Annotated in this window: 29 protein-coding genes; 18 read left to right on the top strand and 11 right to left on the bottom strand. The window is 63.3% G+C overall.

The genetic code is table 11. The features are described from left to right. Positions 1-7: 7 nt before the first annotated feature. Positions 8-628, top strand: coding sequence for a hypothetical protein (locus ACWNC0_RS09795; protein ID WP_449471286.1), 621 nt, complete (start codon positions 8-10; stop codon positions 626-628). A gap of 144 nt (positions 629-772) precedes the next feature. Here the strand turns inward: ACWNC0_RS09795 and ACWNC0_RS09790 are convergent, their stop codons facing one another. Further along, a complete protein-coding gene (locus tag ACWNC0_RS09790) occupies positions 773-1,588 on the bottom strand; it encodes an HpcH/HpaI aldolase/citrate lyase family protein (protein WP_449471284.1) in 816 nt (271 codons plus the stop codon). A 97-nt stretch (positions 1,589-1,685) separates the two neighbouring features. Here ACWNC0_RS09790 and ACWNC0_RS09785 point away from each other — a divergent pair, with 97 nt between their 5' ends. From ACWNC0_RS09785 to ACWNC0_RS09775, 3 genes are all read left to right on the top strand, one after another. Then, positions 1,686-2,657 carry an SPFH domain-containing protein gene (locus ACWNC0_RS09785; RefSeq protein WP_449471282.1) on the top strand — a complete coding sequence of 324 codons (972 nt, stop codon included), beginning with the start codon at positions 1,686-1,688 and terminating at the stop codon, positions 2,655-2,657. After that, a complete protein-coding gene (locus tag ACWNC0_RS09780; RefSeq protein WP_449471281.1) occupies positions 2,657-3,100 on the top strand; it encodes an NfeD family protein in 444 nt (147 codons plus the stop codon). Before ACWNC0_RS09785 ends, ACWNC0_RS09780 begins: the two co-directional genes overlap by 1 nt. Before the next feature lie 239 nt (positions 3,101-3,339). Next, on the top strand, positions 3,340-3,582 hold the full coding sequence (locus ACWNC0_RS09775) for a hypothetical protein (protein ID WP_449471279.1): 243 nt from the start codon (positions 3,340-3,342) through the stop codon (positions 3,580-3,582). A gap of 257 nt (positions 3,583-3,839) precedes the next feature. On the opposite strand, the gene ACWNC0_RS09770 is transcribed toward ACWNC0_RS09775, so the two are convergent. The 3 genes from ACWNC0_RS09770 to ACWNC0_RS09760 form a co-directional block, all read right to left on the bottom strand. Continuing rightward, entirely contained in the window at positions 3,840-4,655 is an 816-nt protein-coding gene (locus ACWNC0_RS09770) for a ferredoxin--NADP reductase (RefSeq protein ID WP_449471277.1), read from the bottom strand. A gap of 173 nt (positions 4,656-4,828) precedes the next feature. Next, the gene (locus ACWNC0_RS09765; RefSeq protein WP_449471275.1) at positions 4,829-5,146 is read right to left on the bottom strand and encodes a hypothetical protein; all 318 of its coding nucleotides are present in this window, start codon (positions 5,144-5,146) and stop codon (positions 4,829-4,831) included. A gap of 114 nt (positions 5,147-5,260) precedes the next feature. Next, entirely contained in the window at positions 5,261-6,856 is a 1,596-nt protein-coding gene (locus tag ACWNC0_RS09760) for a phosphoenolpyruvate carboxykinase (protein ID WP_449471274.1), read from the bottom strand. Positions 6,857-7,142: 286 nt separating this feature from the next. On the opposite strand from ACWNC0_RS09760, the gene ACWNC0_RS09755 reads away from it, so the two are divergent. The 10 genes from ACWNC0_RS09755 (at position 7,143) to ACWNC0_RS09710 (ending at position 15,251) form a co-directional block, all read left to right on the top strand. Continuing rightward, positions 7,143-7,847 carry a response regulator gene (locus tag ACWNC0_RS09755; protein ID WP_449471273.1) on the top strand — a complete coding sequence of 235 codons (705 nt, stop codon included), beginning with the start codon at positions 7,143-7,145 and terminating at the stop codon, positions 7,845-7,847. Further along, positions 7,816-9,411, top strand: a complete 1,596-nt coding sequence (locus tag ACWNC0_RS09750) for an ATP-binding protein (RefSeq protein ID WP_449471271.1) — start codon at positions 7,816-7,818, stop codon at positions 9,409-9,411. Before ACWNC0_RS09755 ends, ACWNC0_RS09750 begins: the two co-directional genes overlap by 32 nt. 93 nt (positions 9,412-9,504) lie before the next feature. Continuing rightward, complete coding sequence (locus ACWNC0_RS09745) at positions 9,505-9,939, top strand: HPr kinase/phosphorylase (RefSeq protein ID WP_449471270.1); 435 nt, start codon at positions 9,505-9,507, stop codon at positions 9,937-9,939. After that, positions 9,936-10,868 carry an RNase adapter RapZ gene (rapZ, locus tag ACWNC0_RS09740; RefSeq protein WP_449471268.1) on the top strand — a complete coding sequence of 311 codons (933 nt, stop codon included), beginning with the start codon at positions 9,936-9,938 and terminating at the stop codon, positions 10,866-10,868. The genes ACWNC0_RS09745 and rapZ overlap by 4 nt, the downstream gene beginning before the upstream one ends. 29 nt (positions 10,869-10,897) lie before the next feature. Then, positions 10,898-11,302 carry a PTS sugar transporter subunit IIA gene (locus ACWNC0_RS09735; protein WP_097091003.1) on the top strand — a complete coding sequence of 135 codons (405 nt, stop codon included), beginning with the start codon at positions 10,898-10,900 and terminating at the stop codon, positions 11,300-11,302. Beyond that, a complete protein-coding gene (locus ACWNC0_RS09730; protein ID WP_449471266.1) occupies positions 11,299-11,571 on the top strand; it encodes an HPr family phosphocarrier protein in 273 nt (90 codons plus the stop codon). Before ACWNC0_RS09735 ends, ACWNC0_RS09730 begins: the two co-directional genes overlap by 4 nt. 65 nt (positions 11,572-11,636) lie before the next feature. After that, entirely contained in the window at positions 11,637-12,440 is an 804-nt protein-coding gene (locus tag ACWNC0_RS09725; protein ID WP_449471265.1) for a TrmH family RNA methyltransferase, read from the top strand. Positions 12,441-12,464: 24 nt separating this feature from the next. After that, positions 12,465-13,739, top strand: a complete 1,275-nt coding sequence (locus ACWNC0_RS09720) for an MFS transporter (protein ID WP_449471264.1) — start codon at positions 12,465-12,467, stop codon at positions 13,737-13,739. Between the two features lie 335 nt (positions 13,740-14,074). Further along, entirely contained in the window at positions 14,075-14,254 is a 180-nt protein-coding gene (locus ACWNC0_RS09715) for a hypothetical protein (protein ID WP_449471262.1), read from the top strand. A gap of 4 nt (positions 14,255-14,258) precedes the next feature. Further along, positions 14,259-15,251, top strand: a complete 993-nt coding sequence (locus ACWNC0_RS09710) for a TerC family protein (RefSeq protein ID WP_449471261.1) — start codon at positions 14,259-14,261, stop codon at positions 15,249-15,251. A 94-nt stretch (positions 15,252-15,345) separates the two neighbouring features. Here ACWNC0_RS09710 and rplS read toward each other — a convergent pair whose 3' ends face one another. The 6 genes from rplS to ffh form a co-directional block, all read right to left on the bottom strand. Then, positions 15,346-15,714 (bottom strand): 50S ribosomal protein L19, encoded by a 369-nt coding sequence (gene rplS, locus ACWNC0_RS09705; RefSeq protein WP_449471260.1) that lies wholly within the window; start codon positions 15,712-15,714, stop codon positions 15,346-15,348. Positions 15,715-15,725: 11 nt separating this feature from the next. Then, positions 15,726-16,457, bottom strand: a complete 732-nt coding sequence (gene trmD, locus ACWNC0_RS09700) for a tRNA (guanosine(37)-N1)-methyltransferase TrmD (protein WP_449471258.1) — start codon at positions 16,455-16,457, stop codon at positions 15,726-15,728. Further along, positions 16,454-16,726 carry a hypothetical protein gene (locus ACWNC0_RS09695; RefSeq protein ID WP_449471256.1) on the bottom strand — a complete coding sequence of 91 codons (273 nt, stop codon included), beginning with the start codon at positions 16,724-16,726 and terminating at the stop codon, positions 16,454-16,456. The genes trmD and ACWNC0_RS09695 overlap by 4 nt, the downstream gene beginning before the upstream one ends. A gap of 13 nt (positions 16,727-16,739) precedes the next feature. After that, on the bottom strand, positions 16,740-17,327 hold the full coding sequence (gene rimM / locus ACWNC0_RS09690; protein ID WP_449471254.1) for a ribosome maturation factor RimM: 588 nt from the start codon (positions 17,325-17,327) through the stop codon (positions 16,740-16,742). Continuing rightward, positions 17,328-17,813 (bottom strand): 30S ribosomal protein S16, encoded by a 486-nt coding sequence (rpsP, locus tag ACWNC0_RS09685; protein ID WP_449471253.1) that lies wholly within the window; start codon positions 17,811-17,813, stop codon positions 17,328-17,330. A 104-nt stretch (positions 17,814-17,917) separates the two neighbouring features. Beyond that, a complete protein-coding gene (ffh, locus tag ACWNC0_RS09680; RefSeq protein ID WP_449471251.1) occupies positions 17,918-19,390 on the bottom strand; it encodes a signal recognition particle protein in 1,473 nt (490 codons plus the stop codon). 346 nt (positions 19,391-19,736) lie between these two features. On the opposite strand from ffh, the gene dapF reads away from it, so the two are divergent. From dapF to ispZ, 4 genes are all read left to right on the top strand, one after another. Next, positions 19,737-20,537 (top strand): diaminopimelate epimerase, encoded by an 801-nt coding sequence (gene dapF / locus ACWNC0_RS09675; RefSeq protein ID WP_449471249.1) that lies wholly within the window; start codon positions 19,737-19,739, stop codon positions 20,535-20,537. A gap of 3 nt (positions 20,538-20,540) precedes the next feature. Further along, positions 20,541-21,965 carry a tRNA (N(6)-L-threonylcarbamoyladenosine(37)-C(2))-methylthiotransferase MtaB gene (gene mtaB / locus ACWNC0_RS09670; RefSeq protein WP_449471247.1) on the top strand — a complete coding sequence of 475 codons (1,425 nt, stop codon included), beginning with the start codon at positions 20,541-20,543 and terminating at the stop codon, positions 21,963-21,965. Continuing rightward, on the top strand, positions 21,962-22,900 hold the full coding sequence (gene ftsY / locus ACWNC0_RS09665; protein WP_449471245.1) for a signal recognition particle-docking protein FtsY: 939 nt from the start codon (positions 21,962-21,964) through the stop codon (positions 22,898-22,900). The genes mtaB and ftsY overlap by 4 nt, the downstream gene beginning before the upstream one ends. Before the next feature lie 128 nt (positions 22,901-23,028). Then, positions 23,029-23,676, top strand: coding sequence for a septation protein IspZ (gene ispZ / locus ACWNC0_RS09660; protein WP_449471243.1), 648 nt, complete (start codon positions 23,029-23,031; stop codon positions 23,674-23,676). A gap of 101 nt (positions 23,677-23,777) precedes the next feature. Here the strand turns inward: ispZ and ACWNC0_RS09655 are convergent, their stop codons facing one another. Beyond that, positions 23,778-24,341: a urate hydroxylase PuuD gene (locus tag ACWNC0_RS09655; RefSeq protein WP_449471242.1), complete on the bottom strand. Its 564-nt coding sequence runs from the start codon at positions 24,339-24,341 to the stop codon at positions 23,778-23,780. Positions 24,342-24,469 lie beyond the last annotated feature (128 nt).

Raw genomic sequence — 24,469 nt, 5'->3', positions numbered from 1 at the left:
ACAGGGCATGAAAAAGCTCAGCCAAGCCGCCCTCCTCTCCGTCCTCCTGCTGGCCGCCTGCGGACGCGCCGAGCCGGTGTCGGATATGCCCAGCCAGGAGGAACTGGCCGCCGCAGCCAATGCCGCCACGGCAAAGGCGCTGGCGGAGAGCAAGGCGGAGGCTGCCGAGAACCGCAATTATGTGAATGACGATCGCGGCTTTTCGGTCAGCTTCCCCGAAGGCTGGGAACAGGATGCCGCCGCAAGCACGCCCGATGGCACGGTCTTTCAGGACCCCGGCGCAGGCGCCGACGTCCGCGTCTTCTGGCAGCGCAACGGAGAACAGCAGACGCTCCAGCAGGTTGTCCAATCGATGAGCAGCGGTTCAGAAGGCGTCGATGGCGACTTTATCGGCGACAATGAATATCGCGGCACGGCAAACGATGGCGAAGGCAATAATGTCGCCGTCCGCCTGCTCCGCCAGCCGAACGGGGGGATCGTCACCGCCACCTTCGTTTACCCGGAGATGCTGAGCGAGCAATATCAGCCGATCGCGAAGAAGGTGCTGGATAGCTTGCGTGTTTTTGCGGCGAAGGGAGTGGCGGAGCCTTCAGAGGCGGGGAATGCGGCCAACGCTACGGAGCGATAGAGGCCATATCCCCCCTCCCGCAGGCGGGAGGGGTCGGGGGTGGGCCTGCGCAACGCCAGATTTGCATTTGACGCGAGTTCAGAAGCTCGCTTCGCTCGCGCCCACCCCTAACCCCTCCCGCTTGCGGGAGGGGAACAAGATGGCTCAACCCACCGCCGCCTCAGCCCGAGCAACAAGCGCCCGGGCCTCCTCAACATGCATCCCCTCGATCATGCGCCCCTCAAACCGCTCAGCCCCGCCCGTCGCCGCCTCGATCAGCCGCCGGGCATCAGCCACCGCCTGCGCGTCCGGCCCGAACACCTGATTGGCGACCGGCACCTGGCTCGGGTGGATCAGCGTCTTCCCGTCAAAACCAAGGGCATGCCCGGCGGCGCATTCCGCTTCGAACCCCGCTTCATCGTCCAGCCGGTTGAACACGCCATCGAATACCGCAATCCGCGCCGCCCGCGCGCTCAGGATCACGGACTGCAAGGCGAAGCTCAGCCCTTCCCGACCCGCCGAAGGAGGAATGCCAAGGTCCTGCCGCAGGTCATTGGTGCCCATGAACAGTCCAGCCGTGCCCTCCTCCGCCGCGATCGACGTGGCGGCAAGAACGCCAGCCGCGCTCTCGATCATGGCGATGACCGGCTTCTGGCAGACGCTGAACACGTCGCGCACCTGCTTGCCGCTTTCGACCTTGGGCAGGATGACATAGTTGGCCGAGGAACGCTTGACCGCGATCATTTCCGGGCCGTGCCACGGCGTCCCTTCAGCATTGATCCGCACGGCGCACAGCCGTTTGCCAAAGCCTTCAGCGGCAGCTTCGACCGCGTTGGCGCGCGCCTCTTCCTTACGGTCATCAGCCACCGCGTCTTCCAGGTCCAGCATGACCATGTCGCAGGAAAGCGTACGCACCTTGGCAATGGCGCGCCTGTTCGACGCCGGCAGGAACAGCAACGATCGGGCGTGGCGCAGCAACATGGCAGTCTCCTGTATGGCCCAACCGCCTTCGTGACGGTTTGACTTTCCCCGTTAACGAATCCGCGTCATAGTCAAGCGCTTCTTAAGGGGGAAAAAGATGCTGACGACCTTCGCGCTAACGGTGACTTTCCTGGTGCTCTTCTATCTGGCCGTGAGCGTCAAGGTGGTGCGTCAGGGCTATCAATATACCATAGAACGCTTCGGCCGTTTCACCGAAGTCGCGCGCCCTGGCCTCAATTTCTACCCGGCCTTCTTCTACGCCGTCGGGCGCAAGATCAACATGATGGAGCAGGTGGTCGATATTCCGGGGCAGGAGATCATCACCAAGGATAACGCCATGGTGTCGGTCGATGGCGTCGTCTTCTTCCAGGTGCTGGACGCCGCAAAGGCCGCCTATGAAGTCTCCGAACTGTATGTCGCGATCATGCAGCTGGCGACCACCAACCTGCGCACGGTGATGGGCTCGATGGACCTCGACGAAACCCTCTCCAAACGTGACGAGATCAACGCCCGGCTCCTCTCGGTGGTGGATCATGCCACCAACGCCTGGGGCATCAAGATCACGCGCGTGGAGCTGAAGGACATCCGCCCGCCAGCCGACATCGTCAACGCCATGGGCCGCCAGATGAAGGCCGAACGCGAAAAGCGCGCGCTGATCCTGGAATCCGAAGGTCTGCGCGCTTCTGAAATCCTGAAGGCCGAAGGGCAGAAGCAAAGTCAGATCCTGGAAGCCGAAGGCCGCCGCGAAGCTGCCTTCCGCGACGCCGAAGCGCGCGAACGCGAGGCCGAGGCGGAGGCCAAGGCGACCCAGATGGTGTCGGAAGCGATCGCGAACGGCAACGCACAGGCGATCAACTATTTCGTCGCCCAGAAATATGTCGATGCGGTGAGCCAATTCGCCACCTCGCCCAATGCCAAGACCATCCTGTTCCCGGTAGAGGCGACGCAGCTGATCGGCACGCTGGGCGGCATTGGCGCGCTCGCCAAGGAAGCGCTGGGCGGTGACGGCGCACCGACCTCGCCCCCCGCTCCGCCCCGCCGCAGCCCCTTCGCGCAGGGTCAGAGCTGATGGACTGGCTCGGCATGCTGGACGATCATTGGGGCTGGCTGGTCTTCGCCGCCCTGCTCGGCGTGGCCGAAGTGATGATCCCCGGCGTGTTCCTGATCTGGGTCGCGCTGGCGGCGGCGGTGACGGGGCTGATCGCGCTGCTGCTGCCGGTGTCCGTGCCGGTGCAATTGCTGATCTTCGCCCTGCTTTGCCTGGTGTCGGTCTGGGGCGGTCGCCGCTGGTATGTAGCCAATCCTGTGAACTCGCAGGACCCATTGCTCAATGACCGCACCGCCCGCCTGATCGGCGAGATCGTGCTGGTGGTCGAACCCATCGAAGCAGGCCACGGCCGCGTGAAGGTGGGCGACAGCGTCTGGTCCTGCCGAGGCCCCGACGCGCCAGCGGGGAGCCGGGTGCGCGTGGTTGGAGCGGAGGCGTCGGTGCTAAAGGTGGAATTAGCCTGAGGTGTCATCCCCCCTCCCGCTAGCGTTCAAACGAGGCACGGGACTCGTTTGAAGGGGTCAGGGGGTGGGCTGGCGCAACATCTGCCTTGTTATGTGAGGCATAACCCAGAAGCTCGCTCCGCTCGCACCCTCACCTAGCCCTCCCATAATCGGGAGAGTGATGACTTGAACGGGTGGATTGCGGACTGGCCGGTTTAGGTCATAAAGGTCACGTTACCGACCGCCGGAGAGAGCGTGGAATGATCGAATGGATTAAGCCAACGTTCGGCGCGCTCTGCTTCGGTATTCTAATGTATATTTCGATGCTGCCTTCGATGGGGAAGCAATCACCTTGGCTCGTTGGCGGATTTTTCGTGGCCTTAGCGTTAGCTACGGCTGTTGTGACTTTTCGAGCAATCAAGCCCTACGGCATGGCCGCATTCGCGGCTTACATATTCTGCGTAGCTTCTTTCGTTTACGGCGTGGCCTTCGCCATGAGGTGAAAATGTCGGCTTTTTTGCTGTCGGCGGCAATGTCACTGTCTGGATATGGTCGTTAGCCGACACTCCCATCCCGTCATGCTAGCGCAAGCTGGCATCTCAGTCGATGGCGCTCGGCCTAGCCTCACGATATCCCAGCTTTCTCTGGGATGACGGAAGTGCAGTGATTACAAATGGTCCTGCGCAGAGGTTCGCCCATACCCCAACAAAAAGGGCCAGCGTCGCCGCCAGCCCCTCCCGTACCACTGACCTCCGCCCGTTTACCCGACGAAAGCACGCTCGATCACGAAAGCGCCCGGCGCCGCGTTGGAGCCCTCAACAAAACCTTCGCCCTCGAAGAACGCGGCGAACTGCTTGATCATCTCCATGCTGCCGCACATCATCACGCGGTCAGTCTCCGGGTTGAACTTCTTGTCGCCCGAGATGCCTTCGAACAGCGCCCCGCTTTCGACCAGCTTGTCGATGCGCACATTGTTACGGAACGGTTCGCGCGTGACGGTCGGCACATAATGGAACTGGTTCGCGGCCTGTTCGGAGACAAGCGGGTCTTCCGCCAGCTTGCCGGTCATCTCGTCATGGAAGGCAAGGTCGCTGACCCGGCGGACGGAGTGGACCACGACGACCTCTTCATAAAAGTCGTACACGTCCGGATCGCGCGCCAGGCTGAGGAAGGGCGCCAGGCCGGTGCCGGTCGACAGCATGAACAGCCGCTTGCCCGGCAGCAGCGCGTCGGTCACCAGCGTGCCGGTCGGCTTGCGGCCAAGATAGATCTGGTCGCCCGGCTGGATCAGCTGGAGCTTGGACGTCAGCGGCCCGTCCTGCACCTTGATCGACAGGAACTCCAATTCCTCGTCCCAAGCGGGGCTCGCCACGGAATAGGCGCGCAGCAGCGGCTTGCCATTGTCGCCCTGCAACCCGATCATCACGAACTCGCCCGAACGGAAGCGGAAGCTTGCCGGGCGGCTGATGCGGAAGCTGAACAGATGCTCGTTCCAATGCCGCACCGACAGCACGGTTTCGACAGTCAGGGCGCCGGTCGGCTCCAGTACCGGCTTTTCGATCGTCACGTCGCTCAAAACCTTGTCTCCTGCCAAATCCACTTCGCCAACGCCCGGTCAGGACGCCAGTTGCGTGGCTTTCGCAATAAGTGATGGCGGCGCGAATGCCTTTTCAGCCCCGCCAAGGCAAGGTGAAAAAACTTTCATGGCCGATAGCTGACGATCATGCCCCGCCAGCTTCAGCCAGATTTTCAGCCGAACAGCCCCTTGGCCAGCCTGCTGAGTTCGCCGATCGGGCTGCCGTCGCCATCGCTGTCGAACAGGCCACCAAGCTTGCCCAGAATCGCCTCGGGGCCGCCGAACTGCGCGAACAGTTCCTGCAACTTGTCCGCCGACACGCCATGTTCGGCCGCCGTGGTGGCGAGCGCCGCGACATCGGTTTCACCAGACGCGATCTTGCCGCCAATCTCGGTCATCAGCGCCTGCATCTGCTCGGCCGAAAGCCCCAGCTTCGCCGCCACTGCTTCCAATCCGCCCACGCTGTTTATCAGTTGGTCAAACATCGCCATAATCCCGTTGAATTGGGCACCAGAATAGCACCGCAAGCCGCCGCCCGAAAGCAAAAGAGCCGGAAGCACTGCTCCCGGCTCTTTTTCAACCTTCGGAAGCGGGCAGCCCGCTTGTCAGGCCGCCGTCAGCGCAGCCTGCCGCACCGAAGCATCGACATGCTCTTCGAACTGGGCGAAATTGTCCACGAACTGCTTAACCAGCTTGCCCGCCGTCTCGTCATAGGCCGCCTGATCGGCCCAGGTCGCACGCGGATCAAGGATGGTCGCATCAACGCCCGGCACCGCGACCGGCACCTCAAACCCGAAATTGGGATCGATCCGGAACTCGACATCATTGAGGCTGCCGTCCAGTGCCGCGTTCAGCAGGGCGCGCGTCACCTTGATCGGCATGCGCTTGCCAACGCCATATTTGCCGCCGGTCCAGCCGGTGTTGACCAGCCAGCAGGTCACGCCGCCCTTGTTGATCCGGTCCTTGAGCAGGTTGCCGTAGACCGAAGGGTGACGCGGCATGAACGGCGCGCCAAAGCAGGTGGAGAAGGTCGCCGAAGGCTCGGTAACGCCGATTTCCGTACCCGCCACGCGAGCGGTGTAGCCCGACAGGAAGTGATACATCGCCTGATCCGGGGTCAACCGCGCGATCGGCGGCAGAACGCCATAGGCGTCGGCGGTCAGGAAGATGATGTTCTTGGGCACCGGCCCCAGATTCTTTTCCGAGGCATTCGGGATGAAGTCGATCGGATAGGAACCACGGCTGTTTTCAGCCAGGCTGTTGTCGTCGAGGTCGATCTCGCGCGTATGCTCGTGGATGACGACATTTTCCAACACCGTGCCGAAACGCTTGGTGGTGGCGAAAATCTCCGGTTCAGCCTCGGCCGACAGGTTGATCATCTTGGCATAGCAGCCGCCTTCGAAATTGAAGACCGCCGTGTCCGACCAGCCATGCTCGTCATCACCGATGAGGGTGCGGCTGGCGTCGGCCGACAGCGTCGTCTTGCCGGTGCCCGACAGGCCGAAGAAGACCGCCGTGTCGCCGTTCGACCCGATATTGGCCGAACAGTGCATCGGCATCACGCCCTTGGTCGGCAGCAGATAGTTGAGGATGCCGAACACCGACTTCTTCATTTCGCCAGCATATTTGGTGCCGCCGATCAGGATCAGCTTTTCGGTGAAATTGACCGCGATCACCGTTTCGCTGCGCGATCCGTGACGCGCCGGGTCCGCCCGGAAGGAGGGCAGGTCGATGATCGTATATTCAGGCGCGAAGGCGCTCAGCTCTTCGTGGCCAGGGCGCACGAGCAGCGTGCGGATGAACAGATTGTGCCAGGCGAGTTCGTTGATGACGCGGACGTTGACACGATGCTCGGGCTGCGAACCGCCGAACAGGTCGGCGACGTAGAGCTTGCTCTTCTCGCCCAGCGCCTTGAAAAAATCTTCCTTCAGCGCGGCGAAATGCTCCGGCGTCATGGGAACGTTGGTCTTGCCCCACCATACGGTCGATTCGGTCTCGGCGTCCTTGACGATGAACTTGTCGTTGGCCGAACGGCCGGTGTGCTTGCCGGTCTTCACGACCAGCGGGCCATCCTTCGACAGGATGCCCTCGCCATTTGCGATGGCAGCTTCGACGAGCGGCGCAGTGCCGAGATTCCAATGTTGTTCAGCGGTCGTGGAAATGCCCTGCTGATCCAGGGTAATTGAGGATTTGGCCTGCACGCCTTAGCTCCTGATGTGATTACTCCGGCTCGCCAACAACGAACGCTTGCGACCGATCCGCTCCCAGCGCCGCTCTCCCTTGTGGGCGGCGACATTCCTGCAGATGGGAGGCCCAATAAGCCTTTGCACCCCCAGCGTCAAATCCCGCCAGCAAGCCGTTTGTCCCAGATTAAGTGGCGCAAACCGCATAATTGCCGTCCTACCCCTTTCTTGCGAGCAGGGCAGCCATCGTCTAACGCTGGACAGGAAGGCCTGAGCAGGGCGGCCAAGATCATTGGGAAGAAGCATGACTCCAACCATCGCCCTTGTGGATGATGACAAGAATATCCTGACTTCCGTGTCCATCGCGCTACAGGCCGAGGGCTTCATGACGCGCCTCTATTCGGACCCGGAGGCAGCACTGAAGGCGTTGCTCGACAACCCGGCCGATCTTGCCGTGTTCGACATCAAGATGCCGGGCATGGACGGCCTGGAACTGCTCCGGCGCCTGCGCGAAAAAAGCCAGATGCCTGTGATCTTCCTGACGTCCAAGACCGATGAGCTGGACGAAGCGCTGGGCCTTGCCATGGGCGCCGACGATTATATCGCCAAGCCCTTTTCCCAACGCCTGCTGATCGCCCGCATCCGCGCCATCCTGCGCCGGGCGGAGGTGGGCCGGATGGCCGATGCCAGTGACGAGCCCGCAGCCGACCCGATCATACGCGGACGGCTTGAAATGGACCCCGCCCGCCATCGCGTCAAATGGATGGGCCAGGACGTGACGCTGACCGTTACCGAATTCCTGATCCTCGAAACACTTGCGGCGCGCCCCGGCGTCGTCAAGAATCGCAACCAGTTGATGGATGCGGCGTATCAGGATGACGTCTATGTCGACGACCGCACCATCGACAGCCACATCAAGCGGCTCCGCCGCAAATTCCGTGAGGCCGATCCTGAATTCAACGCAATCGATACGCTCTATGGCGCCGGATACCGATTCTCCGAAGAGTGATCCGCAGGACGGCGGGTTGCGCTGGTCGGGCCGGATCAGCCTGACGCCGCGCATCCTGGCGGTCAACGTGTTCGCGCTGGCCCTGCTGGCGGGCGGCTTCTTCTATCTGGACAGCTATCGCACCCGGATCGTGGACGCGCGCCTCGACCAGTCCGCGCGCGAGTTGAAGCTGCTGGCGATCGGCCTGGAGACGGCACCGGCCGAACGGCACAATGCCCTGATCGCCGCCTATGCCAGGCAGACGCGTGATCGCGTTCGCCGCTATGGACCGGACGGACGGCTGATCGCCGACAGCTTTGCTATGGATGCTCCTCGTTACCGGCTGACCCTGCCGTCGGAAGAAGGGTGGCGCCGCCATGTCGCGCGTTTTCTGGACAAGGCGGTGGACCGCGTCGTCTTTGCCGACCGACCGCCCAATTTCGAAGAACCTGCCATCGATCGCGCCAATGCCTGGCCAGAGCTGCTGCTCGCCCGCAAGACCGGCCAGCCGCAGGCGATGAACCGCTATGCGCCCGACCGCACCTTCATGATCTCCGCCGCTACAGGCATGAAGGACGGCGGCAGCCTCCTCGCGACCGAAAATGCCCGCGACATCACCCGGACGGTGCGCGCCGAGCGGCTGAGGCTGGGCATCGTGATCGCCACGGCCGTGCTGGCGTCGGTGCTGCTGTCGCTTTTCCTCGCCCGGACCATTGTGCAGCCGCTGCAGCGCCTCGCCCGCGCAGCGGTACGCGTCCGCCTTGGCCGCGCGCGGGAGGTCACAGTGCCCCGCTTGCCGGAGCGGCGCGACGAAATCGGCATGCTCGCCCGCGCGCTGTCGGACATGAGCCACGCGCTGCGACAGCGGATCGACGCCACCGACGCCTTTGCCGCCGATGTCAGCCATGAGCTTAAAAACCCCATCGCCTCGCTCCGCTCCGCCCTCGACGCGCTGGAACGGATCGACAAGCCGGAACTGCGCGATCAGTTGATGGCGATTGCCCAGGATGACGTGCGGCGGCTGGACCGGCTCGTCACCGACATTGCCGAAGCCTCCCGCATCGACGCGCAGCTTTCCCGCACCCGGTTCGAGCCGATCGACCTCGGCCTCCTCATCGAGCGCATGGTGGTCGCGCGCGAGGCAAGGGGCGTTCCGCGCGGCATCCGCCTCGCCTTCGCCCGCCCGCGCAAGGATGTCGCCGTCGTGCTGGGTGAAGAGCAGCGCCTGCTCCGCGTGCTCGACAATCTGATCGACAACGCCATCTCCTTCTCACCCGATGGCGGGCTGGTGCAGATCGTCGCGACCGTGGCCGATCATGAAGTCCTCGTCAGCGTCGAGGATGAAGGCCCCGGCGTACCCGAGTCCCAACGCGAGCATGTCTTCCGCCGCTTTCATAGTGTCCGCCCGGAAATGGAGAGCTTCGGCAAGCATTCAGGTCTCGGCCTCGCCATCGCCCGGTCCATCGTCGAAGGGCATCAGGGCAAGATCAGCATTGCCGACCGCGAGGATAATCAGCAGGGCGCCTGTTTCATGCTGCGCCTTCCCATGGGGGTTGAACGCGACCCCGGTATTGTCTCGGAATAGGACGGCTGCTCGAAGTTTTTGACCTTTGCGTGAATTCTTTGCGTCAATTCGATTCACACGCACCGTCTCAAGGTCTAGGATGCGTTCAGGGACATGGCGGCGCAAGACTCAACCGAAACAATGCATGCGACAAGCGTCGCGATAGACGGGCGGGCCGTGCTGATCTGCGGCGCGAGCGGCGCGGGCAAATCGGATCTCGCCCTGCGTCTGATCGACCGCGGCGCCACGCTCATCAGCGACGATTACACCATCGTGCGATCCAGCGGGGGGCAGCTGGAGGCGTCCGCGCCAGCCACGATCGCCGGAAAGATGGAGGTGCGCGGCGTCGGAGTCGTAGACTTGCCGTCGATCGACGGGGCGCGGCTGGCGTTGATCATCGACCTTTCGCAGGACATTGATCGCATGCCGGGCGACCCAGAAGAATGGCTCGTCGCCGGTGCCCCCCTGCCGGTGGTCAAGGTTTCACCCTTTGAAGCATCGGCGCCGATCAAGGTCGAACTCGCGCTAAAAACGATGGGGCTGGCGTGACCGCACGGACGCCCAAGACCATCCTGCTGGTGTCCGGCCTTTCCGGCGCGGGCAAGACGACGGCGCTCAAGACGCTGGAGGATATGGGCTGGGAAGTCGTGGACAACCTTCCCCTCCTCCTGCTGGAGCGGCTACTGGACACGCCCGTGCCCGCCGGTCACGAGGAACTGGATGACCGTCCCCTCGCACTGGGCATCGACGCGCGGACCCGTGGGTTCGATGCGCACACGATCGTTCAGCGCATAAAGGCCCTGCGAACGCGCAAAGGCCATGACGTCGAGACGCTCTTTCTCGACTGTTCCGACATGGAACTGGAGCGCCGCTTCGCCGAGACGCGCCGCCGTCACCCGCTGGCTTCGGATCGCCCCGCGACCCACGGGCTCGCCCGCGAACGGGAGCTGACCGATCCGCTGCGCCGCTGGGCGACGCATATCATCGACACGACCAGCCTGACAAGCAACGCGCTGCAACAGGAAATCCGCAACCGCTTTTCGCGCGAGGGGCTGTCTGCCCCGGTGCTGACGATCATATCTTTCGGCTTTTCGCGGGGCGTGCCCCTGAACGCGGATCTGGTCTTCGACATGCGCTTCCTGCGCAATCCGCATTGGGAAGCGGAACTGCGGCCCCGGACCGGATTGGACCCCGATGTCGCCGCCTATATCATCGAAGACCCCGCCTATGAGGAAGCAGTGCACCGGATGGAGGAACTGCTGGCCCTGCTCATTCCCCGCTATGAGGACAGCGGCAAATCCTATGTGACCGTCGCGTTCGGCTGCACCGGAGGACGGCACCGTTCGGTCCATGTCGCCGAACGGGTCGCCAAATACTTGCAAGAGGCGGGCTTTTCGCCCACGGTCTCGCACCGCAATATGGAATCAGCGCCCCAGGATAGTCTGGAGAAGCGCGAGCCGGGAGGCCCGAAAGCTTAAATCATGAAACAATGTGGGCCGGTAAGTAGATGATAGGACTTGTTCTCGTCACTCATGGGTCGCTGGCGACGGAATTCGTCGTCGCGATGGAGCATGTGGTCGGCCCGCAACAGCAGATCGCGACCATCTGCATCGGCCCGGAAGACGATATGGAGGTGCGCCGCGCCGACATCGCTTCGGCGGTGGAGCGGGTGAATGACGGTTCTGGCGTCATCCTCCTCACCGATCTGTTCGGCGGCACCCCGTCCAACCTTGCGATATCGCTGCTGAAGGCGGGCGAGATCGAGGTTATCGCGGGCATCAACCTGCCCATGCTCATCCGCCTGGAAAGCGCGCGCAAGGTCATGGACGTGCGCCAGGCCGTCGCCGCCGCGCGTGAAGCCGGCCAAAAATATATCAGCGTCGCATCCGAATTGTTGGGCAGCACTACATGAGCGAAATCAGTCAGGAAGTCCTGATCAGCAACAAGCGCGGCCTCCACGCGCGCGCCAGCGCCAAGTTCGTGACGCTGGCCAGCGGCCTTCCCGCCCAGATCACCGTGCGCAAGGATGGCAGCGAAGTGACCGGCACATCGATCATGGGCCTCATGATGCTGGGCGCGGCGCTGGGCGATTCGATCGTCATCAGCGCCACCGGCCCCAGCGCGGAAGAATCGCTGGGAAAGCTGGTCACGCTGGTCGAAGACAAGTTCGGCGAAGAATAGCTCTTCCGCGCTCCGCCCCGGCCCGATAGAGAGGCCGCCTCATTCCAAGGAGGAAAGCAGGCGCAGTGGCACGCGAGATCACCGGATTTTCCAACCCGCTGGTGAAGCGTGTCCGCAGCTTGCGTGAAAAGAAGTTCCGCAAGGCCGAAGGGCTTTTCCTGGCCGAGGGCTTACGCATCCTCACCGAAGCGCGCGAGGAAGGCGTGCTGCCGGAAATGCTCTTCCACGCCGGGTCGACCCATCCCCTCGCCGCCGACTTGATCGCGGCGATGGAGGCGTCGGGCGGCGATGTCATCGAAACCACGCCGGACATTCTTTCCAAGATTTCCGGCAAGGATAATGCGCAAGCCGTCGTCGGCGTCTATAGTGACCGGCTGACCCCGCTGGCCAAGCTCGACCGAAGCAAGGCCGACATCTGGATCGTCGCCCAGTCGCTCCGCGATCCCGGCAACCTCGGCACCATATTGCGCACCGGCGACGCGGTGGGCGCTGGCGGCCTCATCCTGATCGACGATTGCGTCGACCCCTTCTCGGTAGAGTCCGTCCGTGCCAGCATGGGCGCGCTCTTCACCCAGTCGATCACCCAGGCGCGCTGGGGCGAATTCTTGGCGTGGCTGCGGCAGGGTCCGGGCGAACTCATCGGCACCAGCCTCAAGGCCACGCAGGATTATCAGGAGCCGCGCTATGCCAGCCCCTCCTTCCTGCTCGTCGGCAACGAAGCGCAGGGCCTGCCCGAATCCTATGAGGCCGAGTGCGACCAGCTGGTAAAAATGCCGATGCTGGGCAAAGCGGACAGCCTGAACGCGGCCGTGGCCTGTGCTGTAATGGCCTATGAACTGCTGAACCAGAAACGAGCGAAGAAGACTTAAGACATGGCAAGGGGCGGGGAAGACATGGCTGCGGACGGAATAGGCGCGATGCTGCGCCACAAGCGGGTGCTGGCAGCCAGCCTGATCGGCACGGCGGTCGAGTTTTACGACTTCTACATCTACGCCACCGCCGCCAGCCTCGTGTTCGGCCCCCTCTTCTTCCCCGCCTCCTCCCCTTCGGCGCAGCTGCTCGCCGCTTATGGCTCCCTCGCCCTCGCCTTCTTCGCCCGGCCCCTGGGCGCGGCGGTGTTCGGCCATTATGGCGACCGCATCGGCCGCAAGGCGACGCTCGTCACCTCGCTCATGCTGATGGGCGGATCGACGCTCGCCATTGGTTTTCTGCCTACCTACCAGATGATCGGCTGGTGGGCGCCGCTCATCCTGTGCATCCTGCGCTTCGGTCAGGGCTTCGGCCTTGGCGGCGAATGGGGCGGCGCGGCGCTGCTGGCGGTGGAAAACGCCCCGCCCGGATGGCGCGCCCGCTTCGGCATGTTCCCCCAGCTCGGCGCGCCAGTCGGCTTCCTCGCCGCCAACGGCCTATTCCTGATCCTGGGCATGTTCCTGACGGACAAGGATTTCTTCGCCTGGGGCTGGCGCCTGCCCTTCCTTGGCAGCGCGGTGCTGGTGTTCCTTGGCCTCTGGGTCCGCCTGAAACTCACCGAAACCCCCGAGTTCGCCGCCGCCCAAGCCGAAGCGCCGCCGCCCGCACTCCCCCTCGCGACGCTCCTCTCGAACCACTTGGGCGCAGCGATCGCGGGCACCTTCGCCGTCGTCGCCTGCTTCGCCGTCTATTATATCGCGACCGCCTTTGCCCTTGGCTATGGCACCACCACCCTCAAGATCGATCGTGAGACCTTCCTGGCGATCCAGCTCGGCGCGATCCTTTTCATGGCTCTCAGCATCATCATCGCCGGATGGTGGGCGGACAAGACCAGCCCCACCCGCGTGCTGGTCGCAGGCTGCATCGGCACCGTCCTGATGGGCGTCATCTTCGGCCCCGCCATGGGCACGGGCCAGCTGCTACCGATCTTCCTGATCCTCAGCCTCGCCCTGTTCCTGATGGGCTTCGTCTACGGGCCATTGGGCGCTTATCTGCCCCACCTCTTTCCGGTCCAGCTGCGCTACACCGGCGCCTCCTTCTCCTTCAACCTCGGCGGCATCATCGGCGGCGCACTCGCCCCGATCGTCGCCACCTGGCTGATCCAGGTGCAGGGCGTGGCGCTCGTCGGCCTCTATATGTCAGCGGCAGCCGCGATCAGCTTGGGCGGGCTGTGGTTCACGAGCCGACAACCAGCCTAGCACTAGGGCCGATCGACATTCAGGAGATGGCGAGCCGAAAATGGTGATTTTCCGCGACCCGGAGCGCAGCGTACTCAAAGTACGTGAGCACCGGAAGCGCGGAGAACCGCCATTTGCAGGCCGCCAGAACTGAATGTCGATCAGCCCTAGGTCGCCCGCCGGACTTGCGCCCCGCCCGCGAACCGGTTATTCCAATCTCTGCGGACCGGGCCCCTCTGGCGCTGCTTCTCCCTAGAAGCGACGTGATGTCGGACCGCATCGGGTGACACCGGTGCAGGCTCCTTATCCCTCCCTGTCATCCGATCGAGCGAAACGCACGAAAGAGGATGGCACATATGAAGCCTTTTACCTTTATTCTCATGCTTCTGGCGCAGCGCGTCGATGACCGGCTGCGGATGGAGCGACTGCGCTCAGCGCCTGATCCCCGCCGCATCGAAAGGCTGTTGCAGCGCAGGGATCAACTGAACGCGCGCCTGCGCCGGTCGATGGCGCGCCCCGCCTGGAACGGGAGCTGACGCCATGGATTTCCTATCTCTGGTCTGGCTCGGTACGCCGCTCTGGATGTGGCTATCCTTTTTTAGCATCGTGATCGCGCTGCTGGCGCTGGACCTCGGCGTCCTGCACCGACGCGAACGCGAGATTGGCGTGCGCGAGAGCCTTACCCTTTCCGCCTTCTACATCCTTCTCGGCCTTGGGTTCGGTGCCTGGATATGGTGGCAGATGGGCGCGACGGCGGGCCTCAATTACGTCACCGGCTTTGTGGTCGAAAAAAGCCTGGCGATGGACAATGTCTTCGTCATCGCGATGATATTCACCTATTTCGGCATACCGCGTCTCTATCAGCATCGGGTGCTCTTCTGGGGCATATTGGGCGTCATCCTGTTGCGCGCGGTGATGATCGGCTTCGGCGCGGCGGCGGTGCAGCAATGGGGTTGGCTGCTCTATTTCTTCGCCGCCTTCCTGATCGCGACCGGCATCAAGATGTGGTTGACCGCGGAAAAGGACTATGACGTCGGCGCGTCGCCGGTGCTGCGCTGGGTCAAGCGCCGCATGAGGGTGACCGACACTCTGCACGGTCGGCATTTCTGGGTGAGGCAGGTCGATCCCCGGACCGGAAAGATGGCTTTGTTCTTCACGCCGCTGTTCCTGGCGCTGGTCATGATCGAATTTGTCGATGTGGTGTTCGCGGTCGATTCGGTGCCGGCGATCTTCGCGATCACCACGGACCCGTTCATCGTCTATACGTCCAACATCTTTGCGATCCTTGGCCTGCGCGCGCTGTATTTCGCCCTGGCCGCGATGGTGGAGCGTTTCCACTATCTCAAATATGCGCTCAGCCTGCTGCTGATCTTCATTGGATCGAAGATATTTGTCGCCGACGCGTTGGGCCTGGCCAAAATCCCGCCGCCGGTCTCGCTGGCCGTCACCTTCGCTATCCTTGCTGGCGGCGTAGGCTGGTCATTGTGGAAGACGCGACCAGAAAAGGCGACGCTTCCTGCCGAAGTCCAATAGTATCTGATCAGGTCAATCGGCCCCAAAAGCAGACAGGCGGCGCTCTTGCGAGCGCCGCCTGTTCAACTTAGCGACCGTAAAGCCGTGAGGAGGATCAATCCTCGGTGCGGACGTCGCGGCGCTCGGCGATGCGAGCGCGCTTGCCGGTACGGCCACGCAGATAATAGAGCTTCGCACGACGCACGACGCCACGGCGGACGACGGTGATCGAATCGAGGTTCGGCGAGTAGAGCGGGAACACGCGCTCCACGCCTTCACCGAACGAAATCTTGCGCACGGTGAAGTTGCTGCCCATGCCCTTGTTCGAGCGGGCGATGCACACGCCTTCATAATTCTGGACGCGGCTGCGGTCACCTTCGATGACCTTCACGCCGACGCGCAGCGTGTCGCCGGGGCGGAATTCCGGGATATCCTTGGCGAGAGCCGCGATGTTTTCGGCCTCGATCTGCTGGATCAAGTTCATGACTTAAAGTCCTACCTTTTGCGTTGCGCACCAGAGGGCGGCTGGTCCCGAACGCCGATATGACGTTCCCAAAGGTCCGGCCGCCTTAGCCGTGTGTCATCCTCCGCCCTTTGTTTCCGCCAGGCGGCGATCTTCGCATGATCCCCCGATCGCAACACTTCAGGGATCGCGCGCCCTTCCCACAAAGCGGGCCGGGTATAGTGCGGATATTCGAGAAGGCCGCTTTCGAAGCTCTCCTCATCCCCACTGGAAGCCGCGCCCATTACTCCGGGAAGCAGCCGAATGCAAGCATCGAGCAGCATCAGCGCGCCCATCTCGCCGCCGGACAAAATGATGTCGCCCATGCTGATCTGCTCCACGGCACGCGCCTCGAAAATACGCTCGTCAAAGCCCTCGAACCGCCCGCACAATATCGTCGCGCCCGGACCCGCCGCTAGTTCGCGCACGCGGGCCTGGGTGATCGGCTTGCCGCGCGGCGTCATGGCGATCACCGGCAGGTCAGGCCCCTGCGCCAGCGCATGATCGATAGCCAGCCCAAGGATGTCGGCGCGCAACACCATCCCCGCGCCGCCGCCAGCAGGCGTATCATCCACGGTGCGGTGCTTGTCGGTCGCAAAATCGCGGATGTGGATCGGATCGCACGACCATTTCCCTTCCGCCAGAGCGCGCCCCGCCAGCGACACGCCCAGCGGTCCCGGAAACATTTCCGGGTAAAGCGTCAGTATCTGCGTCCGAAAACTCACGCCTTGCGCTTGCGCAGCCACGCCGCGGACATGCCCCCCAGCAATGACACGGTGCCGCCTGCCATCAGGGCAATACCGATAGCACGCAGCAGATCGGCAAAGGGCCGCTCCGGGTTCATCAAAGCAGGCAAGAGAAACAGCAAGGGAATGGGGATGACCATCGCGACCGCCGCGCCAATCTTCAACGCGCGCTTCCATGGCATGGTGAACAGGCGCCACCCTGCGGCGATCATCATTAGCAGATAGAGGGCGGTAAGAATTTGGGGCATCAGCGACCGCCGATCAAACCGCAAAGGCCGCTTCGATCACGGCCCGTCCGTCCGCGATCGTGACCGCATGCATGGGCGCCATGAAGCGTTTGCCGCTGGGCCGTTCGACCTCGATGATATCGCCAGCGCCGAAATTCTCGACCGCGACGATATTGCCCAGCCCCTCACTCTCGCTGGAGAAACAGGGCAAGCCGATGAGGTCGGCGTGATAATATTCGCCCTCCTCCAGCGGAGGCAGGGCAGAGCGGGGAACGGTGAGTTCCGTCCCGCGCAGGGCTTCGGCCGCGCTTCGGTCATTGACCTCGGCGAAGCGCGCAACCGCGCCATTGGAACCGGCGCGCACCGACTTCAACGTCAGCGCACCGCCCGCAGCGTCGAAGCTCTTGTAGGATTTGAGCGTTTCCACGCCTTCCCCAAAGAGCTTCAGACGAACCTCGCCCGCCACCCCATGCGCGCCGATGATGACGGCGAGAGTGAGGGCGCGCGAAGAGGCTAGCCCCTCCCCTTCAGGGGAGGGGTTGGGGTGGGGGGTTCCGGGCGCGGAGCCATGGCCAGCCCCCACCCCCGGCCCCTCCCCTGAAGGGGAGGGGTGATTACCCATTTAGCCTTCAGCCTGTTCTTCAGAAGCGGCTTCGGGAGCAGCTTCCTCAGCGGCAGGCGCTTCTTCGACGGCCGGCGCTTCTTCAACCGCAGGAGCGGCAGCGGCTTCAGCGGCGGCAGCCTTGGCGGCTTCGGCAGCTTCAGCGGCTTCCGCAGCCTTGGTCGCGCGATCTTCGGCGCGATCCTTGGCCTTCTGGCCCGGCTCAGCCTTCTTCGGGTTGCTGCGAGCAGCGCGTTCCTTCACGCCAGCGGCGTCCAGGAAGCGGGCAACGCGGTCGGTCGGCTGCGCGCCAGCGGCAACCCAGTGCTTCGCACGCTCAACGTCGATAACAACGCGCTTCTCGTCGCCCTTGGGCAGGACGGGGTTGTAGCTGCCGATGCGCTCGATGAACTTGCCGTCACGCGGGGCGCGGCTGTCCGCCACGACGATGCGGTAATAAGGACGCTTCTTGGAACCACCGCGCGAAAGACGAATGGACGTTGCCATGCTGTTTTTGACCTTTCTACTCTAATCTACTTAGCTTCAATTCGTCATCCCAGCGAAGGCTGGGATCTTGTGCCTGAGATCCCAGCTTTCGCTGGGATGACGGGCTATTTCTTCATGAAATTCTGAAAGCCCGGCGGCAGGTTGGGCATGTTGCCACCGCCGCCAAGGCCGCCCAATCCACCAAGACCGCCAAGGTCCGGCGCGCCGCCCGCGCCGCCCATCAGCTTGTCCATGCCGCCGCCGGTGAACATCTTGGCGAGGCCCTTCAATCCGCCCATCTTGCGGATTTTCTTCATCGCCGTTTCCATCTCCTGATGCATTTTCAGGAGCTTGTTGACTTCCTGCACGGTGCGGCCGGAACCCTTGGCGATACGAATCTTGCGCTTGGCGTTGATCAGGGCGGGCTTTTCCCGCTCCTTGAGCGTCATCGACCCGATCATCGCGTCCAGATGGATCAGCGTCTTGTCGCTCGCGCCGCTCGCCGCCATCGCCGCCTGCGCCTTCTTGAGGCCCGGCAACATGCCCGCGAGCGCGCCAAGGCCGCCCATGCGCCGCATCTGATTAAGCTGGCTGCGCAGGTCGTTCATGTCGAACTGACCCTTCGCCATCTTCTTGGCGAGCTTGTCGGCTTCCTCGGCGTCGATGCTCTCAGCCGCACGCTCGACCAACGACACGACATCGCCCATGCCAAGGATGCGCTGCGCCACGCGCGCAGGGTGGAAAGGCTCGATCGCGTCGAGCTTCTCGCCCGTGCCCGCAAACTTGATCGGGCGGCCCGTGACCGCGCGCATCGACAGCGCCGCACCACCACGCGCATCGCCGTCCATGCGGGTCAGCACCACGCCGGTCAGCGGCACCTGTTGGGTAAAGCTGGTCGCGACATTCACCGCGTCCTGCCCGGTCAGCGAGTCGACCACCAGAAGGATTTCCGCCGGGTTCGAGACTTCGGCCACCGCCTTCATCTCGTCCATCAGCGCCTGATCGACGTGCAAACGGCCCGCCGTGTCGAGCATCACCACGTCGAAGCCCTGAAGCTTCGCCGCCTGCAACGCGCGCTTGGCGATATCGACCGGCTGCTGACCCGCCACGATCGGCAGGGTCGCAACATCGGTCTGCGTGCCCAGCACCGCCAGCTGTTCCTGCGCCGCCGGACGCTGGACGTCGAGCGACGCCATCAGCACCTTCTTGCGCTCTTTTTCCTTCAGGCGCTTGGCGATCTTGGCGGTGGAGGTGGTCTTGCCCGACCCCTGCAGGCCGACCATCATGATGACGGCGGGCGGGCTGACATCGATCAGCAGATCGGACGTTTCGGAACCGAGCGTCTCGGTCAGCGTGTCGGAGACGATCTTGACGACCATCTGGCCCGGCGTGACCGACCGCAGCACATCGCTGCCAACAGCCCGCTCGGTCGCCTGATCGACGAACTGGCGCACCACTGGAAGCGCAACGTCGGCTTCCAACAGCGCGATTCGCACCTCGCGCATCGCGGCGCGGACATCGTCCTCCGTAAGCGCACCGCGCCCACGCAGCTTGTCGAATACCCCGCTCAGACGATCGCTTAGCGAATCGAACATCATCACCTCATTTGGGCCGAAAAGCCCGGAAAACAGCACCACCCCGCCAAACGACAAAACCGCCGGCGGGCGAAAACTCGCCGGCCAGCGTCCATCCGGTGCTCCCTTGTGAGCGCCATGGATCTGTCAGGGTATCAGACGGCGAACCGCCCGATTGCGATGTGGCCCTTAGCGGAATGGGGTGGGGGATGCAATGACGCGAACCACATTCTCTACCCGTCACCCCGGACTTGATCCGGGGTCCCGCTTGGTCCCGCGCAAGTAAGCGGGATCCCGGGTCAAGCCCGGGATGACGGATGAAGGGCAACTCTGGCCTTTTCCCCCCACACCCCCTACATGCGCGACCATTATGGGCCGATTTTCCAAAATGCACGGGCTGGGCAATGACTTCGTGGTGATCGACGCGCGCGAGGGCGCGGTCGAAATGTCCCCCACCCGCGCCCAAGCCATAGCCGACCGTCACGCAGGCATAGGCTGCGACCAGCTGATCCTCATCGGCCAGTCCGATCGCGCGGACGTATCCATGCGCATCTTCAACAGTGACGGCAGCGAAGTCGAAGCCTGCGGCAACGCCACACGCTGCGTGCCCCTGTTCGTCGGCCGCGACGTGCTGATCGAAACCAAGGCGGGACTGCTGGAAGCCAAGGCGATCAATGGCGGCGCTACCGTCGATATGGGCGCGCCCCGGCTCGACTGGGACGCGATCCCGCTCGCCTACGCGATGGACACGCTGACCATGCCGGTCAGCTGGGAAGACCTTCCCGCCCCCGCCGCTGTCAATGTCGGCAACCCGCATGTCGTCTTCTTCGTGGACGATCTGGACGGTGTGAACTTTGAGCGTCTTGGCCCGCTGATAGAGAGTGATCCGCTCTTCCCCGCCCGCGTCAACGTCAACTTTGCGCAGGTCATCGGCGACAATCATATCCGCCTCATCGTCTGGGAACGCGGCGCTGGCCTCACCCGTGCCTGCGGCACCGGCGCCTGCGCCACGGCCGTTGCAGCCATACGGCGCAAGCTCGTCAGCGGCCCGACACGCGTAACCCTGCCCGGGGGCGACCTCATCATCGATTGGCAGCCCGGCGGCCACATCATGATGACCGGCCCCGCCACCCACGTCTTCGATGGCGAGGCTGACTGGACCCGCTTTTAGAGCATGAGCGGCCCGCAGATCATCACCCTCGGCTGCCGCCTCAACATCGCGGAAAGCGAAGCCATCCGCGAGATGGCAGGCGGGCAAGATGACCTCATCGTCGTCAACAGCTGCGCGGTAACCGCCGAAGCCGTGCGCCAAACCCGCCAAGCCATCCGCCGCGCCCGCCGCGAACGGCCAGAAGCGAGGATCATGGTCACCGGCTGCGCCGCACAGACCGAGCCGGAAACCTTTGCGCGGATGGCGGAAGTCGATGCGGTGATTGGCAACCGCGAGAAACTCGATCCCACCCACTACCCGTCATCCCAGCAAAAGCTGGGATCTCAGGGGACAGGGCATAACGTTGGGCATCAGACCCCAGCTTCCGCTGGGGTGACGCGGGAGGTGGAGGTGGAGGTGGAGGCGGACGCTCACTCCACTTCCGTTCGCTTCGAGCGCAGTCGAGACACAGATGCGCGACCGCTTCTCGACTTCGCTCGAAGCGAACGGGCGGTCGTGAACGTCTCCGACATCATGGCCGTCCGCGACACCGCGCCGCACATGGCCAGCGCCTTCGCCGAACATGCCCGCGCCTTCCTTGAAGTCCAGAATGGCTGCGACCATCGCTGCACCTTCTGCATCATCCCCTATGGCCGGGGGAACAGCCGCTCCGTCCCGGCAGGCGCGGTCATCGACAAGGCGCGCGAGCTGGTGGACGCAGGCTATCAGGAAATCGTGCTGACGGGCGTGGACGTCACCAGCTATGGCCCCGACCTCCCCGGATCGCCCTCGCTCGGCCTGCTGGTCGAACGCATCCTGAAGGCCGTGCCTACCCTGCCGCGCCTCCGCCTATCGTCCATCGACAGCGTGGAGATCGACGACCGGCTCTTCGACCTCATCGCTCATGAGCCGCGCATGATGCCGCACCTGCACCTCTCGCTCCAAGCTGGCGACGACATGATCCTCAAGCGCATGAAGCGCCGCCACAGTCGCGCCGACGCCGTCCGCATCGTGGAGCGCCTCAAGACCGCCCGCCCTACCCTCAGCATCGGCGCGGACATCATCGCCGGTTTCCCGACCGAAGATGAGGCGATGTTTGAAAACAGCCTGAAGCTGGTCGAGCAATGCGCCATCGTCCACGGCCACATCTTCCCCTACTCCCCGCGCGCAGGCACCCCCGCCGCCCGCATGCCGCAGGTCGATCGCGCTACCATAAAGGCCCGTGCCGCCCGCCTCCGCGCGGCCTGCGAAGCGCAGCGCCAGCAATGGCTTGAAAGCCTCATCGGCAGCACCCAGTCTGTGCTGGTCGAGCGCAACGGTCTCACCGGCCATGCGGAAAATTTCGCCCCGGTGCGTTTCGAAACGCCCCAGCCCCCCTCCTCCATCACGCCCGCGACCATCACGGCCCTTGAGAATGGCGTGCTGATCGCGCAAGAGGCTCGGCAATGACTGAACCCGGCACCAGCTGGCGCGACCGCCTCTTCGGCGGCCTGAAGCGCACCTCCGACAAGCTCGGCGAAAACCTCACCGGCCTCTTCACCAAGGCCGCGCTGGACGACCAGACGCTCGACGAGATCGAGGAAGCGCTGATCGTCAGCGACCTTGGCCCCGCCATGGCCGCCCGCGTGCGCGACCGTCTGTCCGAAGGCCGCTACAACCGCGAACTGACGGAAGATTATCTGCGCGAAATCATCGCGGAGGAGATCGAGAAGGTCCTCGCCCCGGTCGCGCGTCCGCTGGAGATCGAAGCCTTCCCCCGACCGCAGGTGATCCTGGTCATCGGCGTCAATGGCTCCGGCAAGACCACCACCATCGCCAAGCTCGCCAATAATTTCCTGGAGCAGGATTATGGCGTGATGCTGGCGGCGGGCGACACCTTCCGCGCCGCCGCCATCGGGCAGCTCAGGGTCTGGGCCGATCGCCTTGGCATCCCCATCGTCGCGGGCAAGGAAGGCGGCGACGCGGCAGGCATCGTCTTTGACGCAGTCAAGCAGGCGACCGCCACCGGCATCGACGTGCTGATCGTCGACACCGCAGGCCGCCTCCAGAACAAGACCGAGCTGATGGACGAGCTGGCCAAGATTCGCCGCGTCCTCGGCCGGTTGAACCCGGCCGCACCCCATGACGTTGTGCTGGTGCTGGATGCGACCACGGGACAAAATGCATTGAACCAGATCGAGGTCTTCAAGGAAGTCGCGCAGGTGACCGGCCTCGTCATGACGAAGCTGGACGGCACCGCGCGCGGCGGCGTGCTGGTCGCGGCGGCGGAGAAATATCGCCTGCCCATCCACGCGATCGGCGTCGGTGAAAAGATCGAGGATCTGCGCCCCTTCGATGCAGGCGACATGGCGCGCGCGATCGCGGGAACAGCCTATGCGCGATAAGCTCCCAACCTCCGTCATCCCAGCGAACGCTGGGATCTCGGGCCGCTACGGCCCAACCCAGCCTCATAAGATCCCAGTTGAAATGAGTCACGCGCCTCATTTCAACGCTGGGAGGACGGAAATGCACAATGACTGAAACAAAACCCACCCACGGCGGCAATCTGAGCCTTGCGCTCGACTTCGGCCCCCTGCTCGTCTTCTTCCTGAGCTACAAGGGCGCGGGCTGGATCTGGGGTCACGGCAATCCGATTACCGCGATGACCCTCAGCACGGCCGCCTTCATGGCCGCGATCGTCATCGCCGTGATCATTTCGAAGATAAAGCTCGGCCGCGTGTCGCCGATGCTGTGGTTGTCAGCGATGCTCGTCCTCTTTTTCGGCGGCCTCACCATCTATTTCCAGGATCAGAGCTTCATTCAGATCAAGCCGACGATCATCTACAGCTTCTTCGCCCTGATGCTGTTCGGCGGGCTGCTCCGCGGCAAGGCACTGCTCAAATATCTGCTACAAGCCGCCTATGACGGCCTTACCGACGAAGGCTGGCGCAAGCTGTCGCGCAACTGGGGCTTCTTTTTCGCCGCCATGGCGGTCGCCAATGAACTGATGCGCCACTCAATGACCTTCGACGCCTGGCTGGCGGTGAAGGTCTGGGGCGTCACCGTCGTCTCGCTGCTCTTCGCCCTCGCCAACATCCCGATGCTTACACGCCACGGACTGACGTTGGGTAATAATATCGACAGCGAGGAAATCGGCGAGACCACCCCGCCGCAGGGGTGATGGAGAACCCTTATACTACCGTTCTCCTGCGAAGGCAGGAGCACATCATATAAAACGCAGGGCGGAGCCAGCCTCAACCAGCCCCGCCCGCGCATTCATCATCAACCGCCGTTGAAGTTCACCATGCAGTAAAGCATCGGCAGCGAAAGCAAGGTGTTCATGCGCGAAAACATCATCGCCGTGGTCGCAGCCTTGGCCTTCACCGTATCCTCGGCAGGGACGATGCCCAGCGCCTTTTTCTGGTTCGGCCAGATGATGAACCACACATTGAACGCCATCACCAGCGCCAGCCACATGCCCACGCCGATCAGCACGAAGCCCTGCTGAAGCGTCAGCGCTTCCACCAGATAGGCGCTGCGCCAGGCGATGGTTGCCCCGGTCAGCACGGTCAGCGCCGCGCCCCAGCGGAAGAAGAACAGGGCCGAAGGCGCGATGAACTTCGACACGCCCGGCTTCAGTTCGGCCGGAACCTTGGGCATGGTCGGGATCTGGACGAAGTTGAAATAATAAAGAAGGCCGATCCACACGATGCCGAAGAACAGGTGGAGCCAGCGCAGGATCGCTTGCTCGGGAATCGTGTTCGCCGGAACCGAGAAAATCACCACCAGCGCAAACACCAGCCCCACGGCGAGCACCAGATGCAAATTACCAAAGAATTTTGCCATTGATCCGTCCCCTATTATCCGGCCGCTATTTGTGAACGGCCTGACCGATGATTCTATGTCATCGTTACGCTGCTGTCACATGGATATTTCCATGCAGCTAAACGAAAATATCCTGTTTTCCGCAGTGC

This window comes from Sphingobium chungangianum, assembly GCF_977014255.1.
Note: the sequence above shows the minus strand (reverse complement) of the source record. Positions and strands in the feature narration are given on the sequence as shown.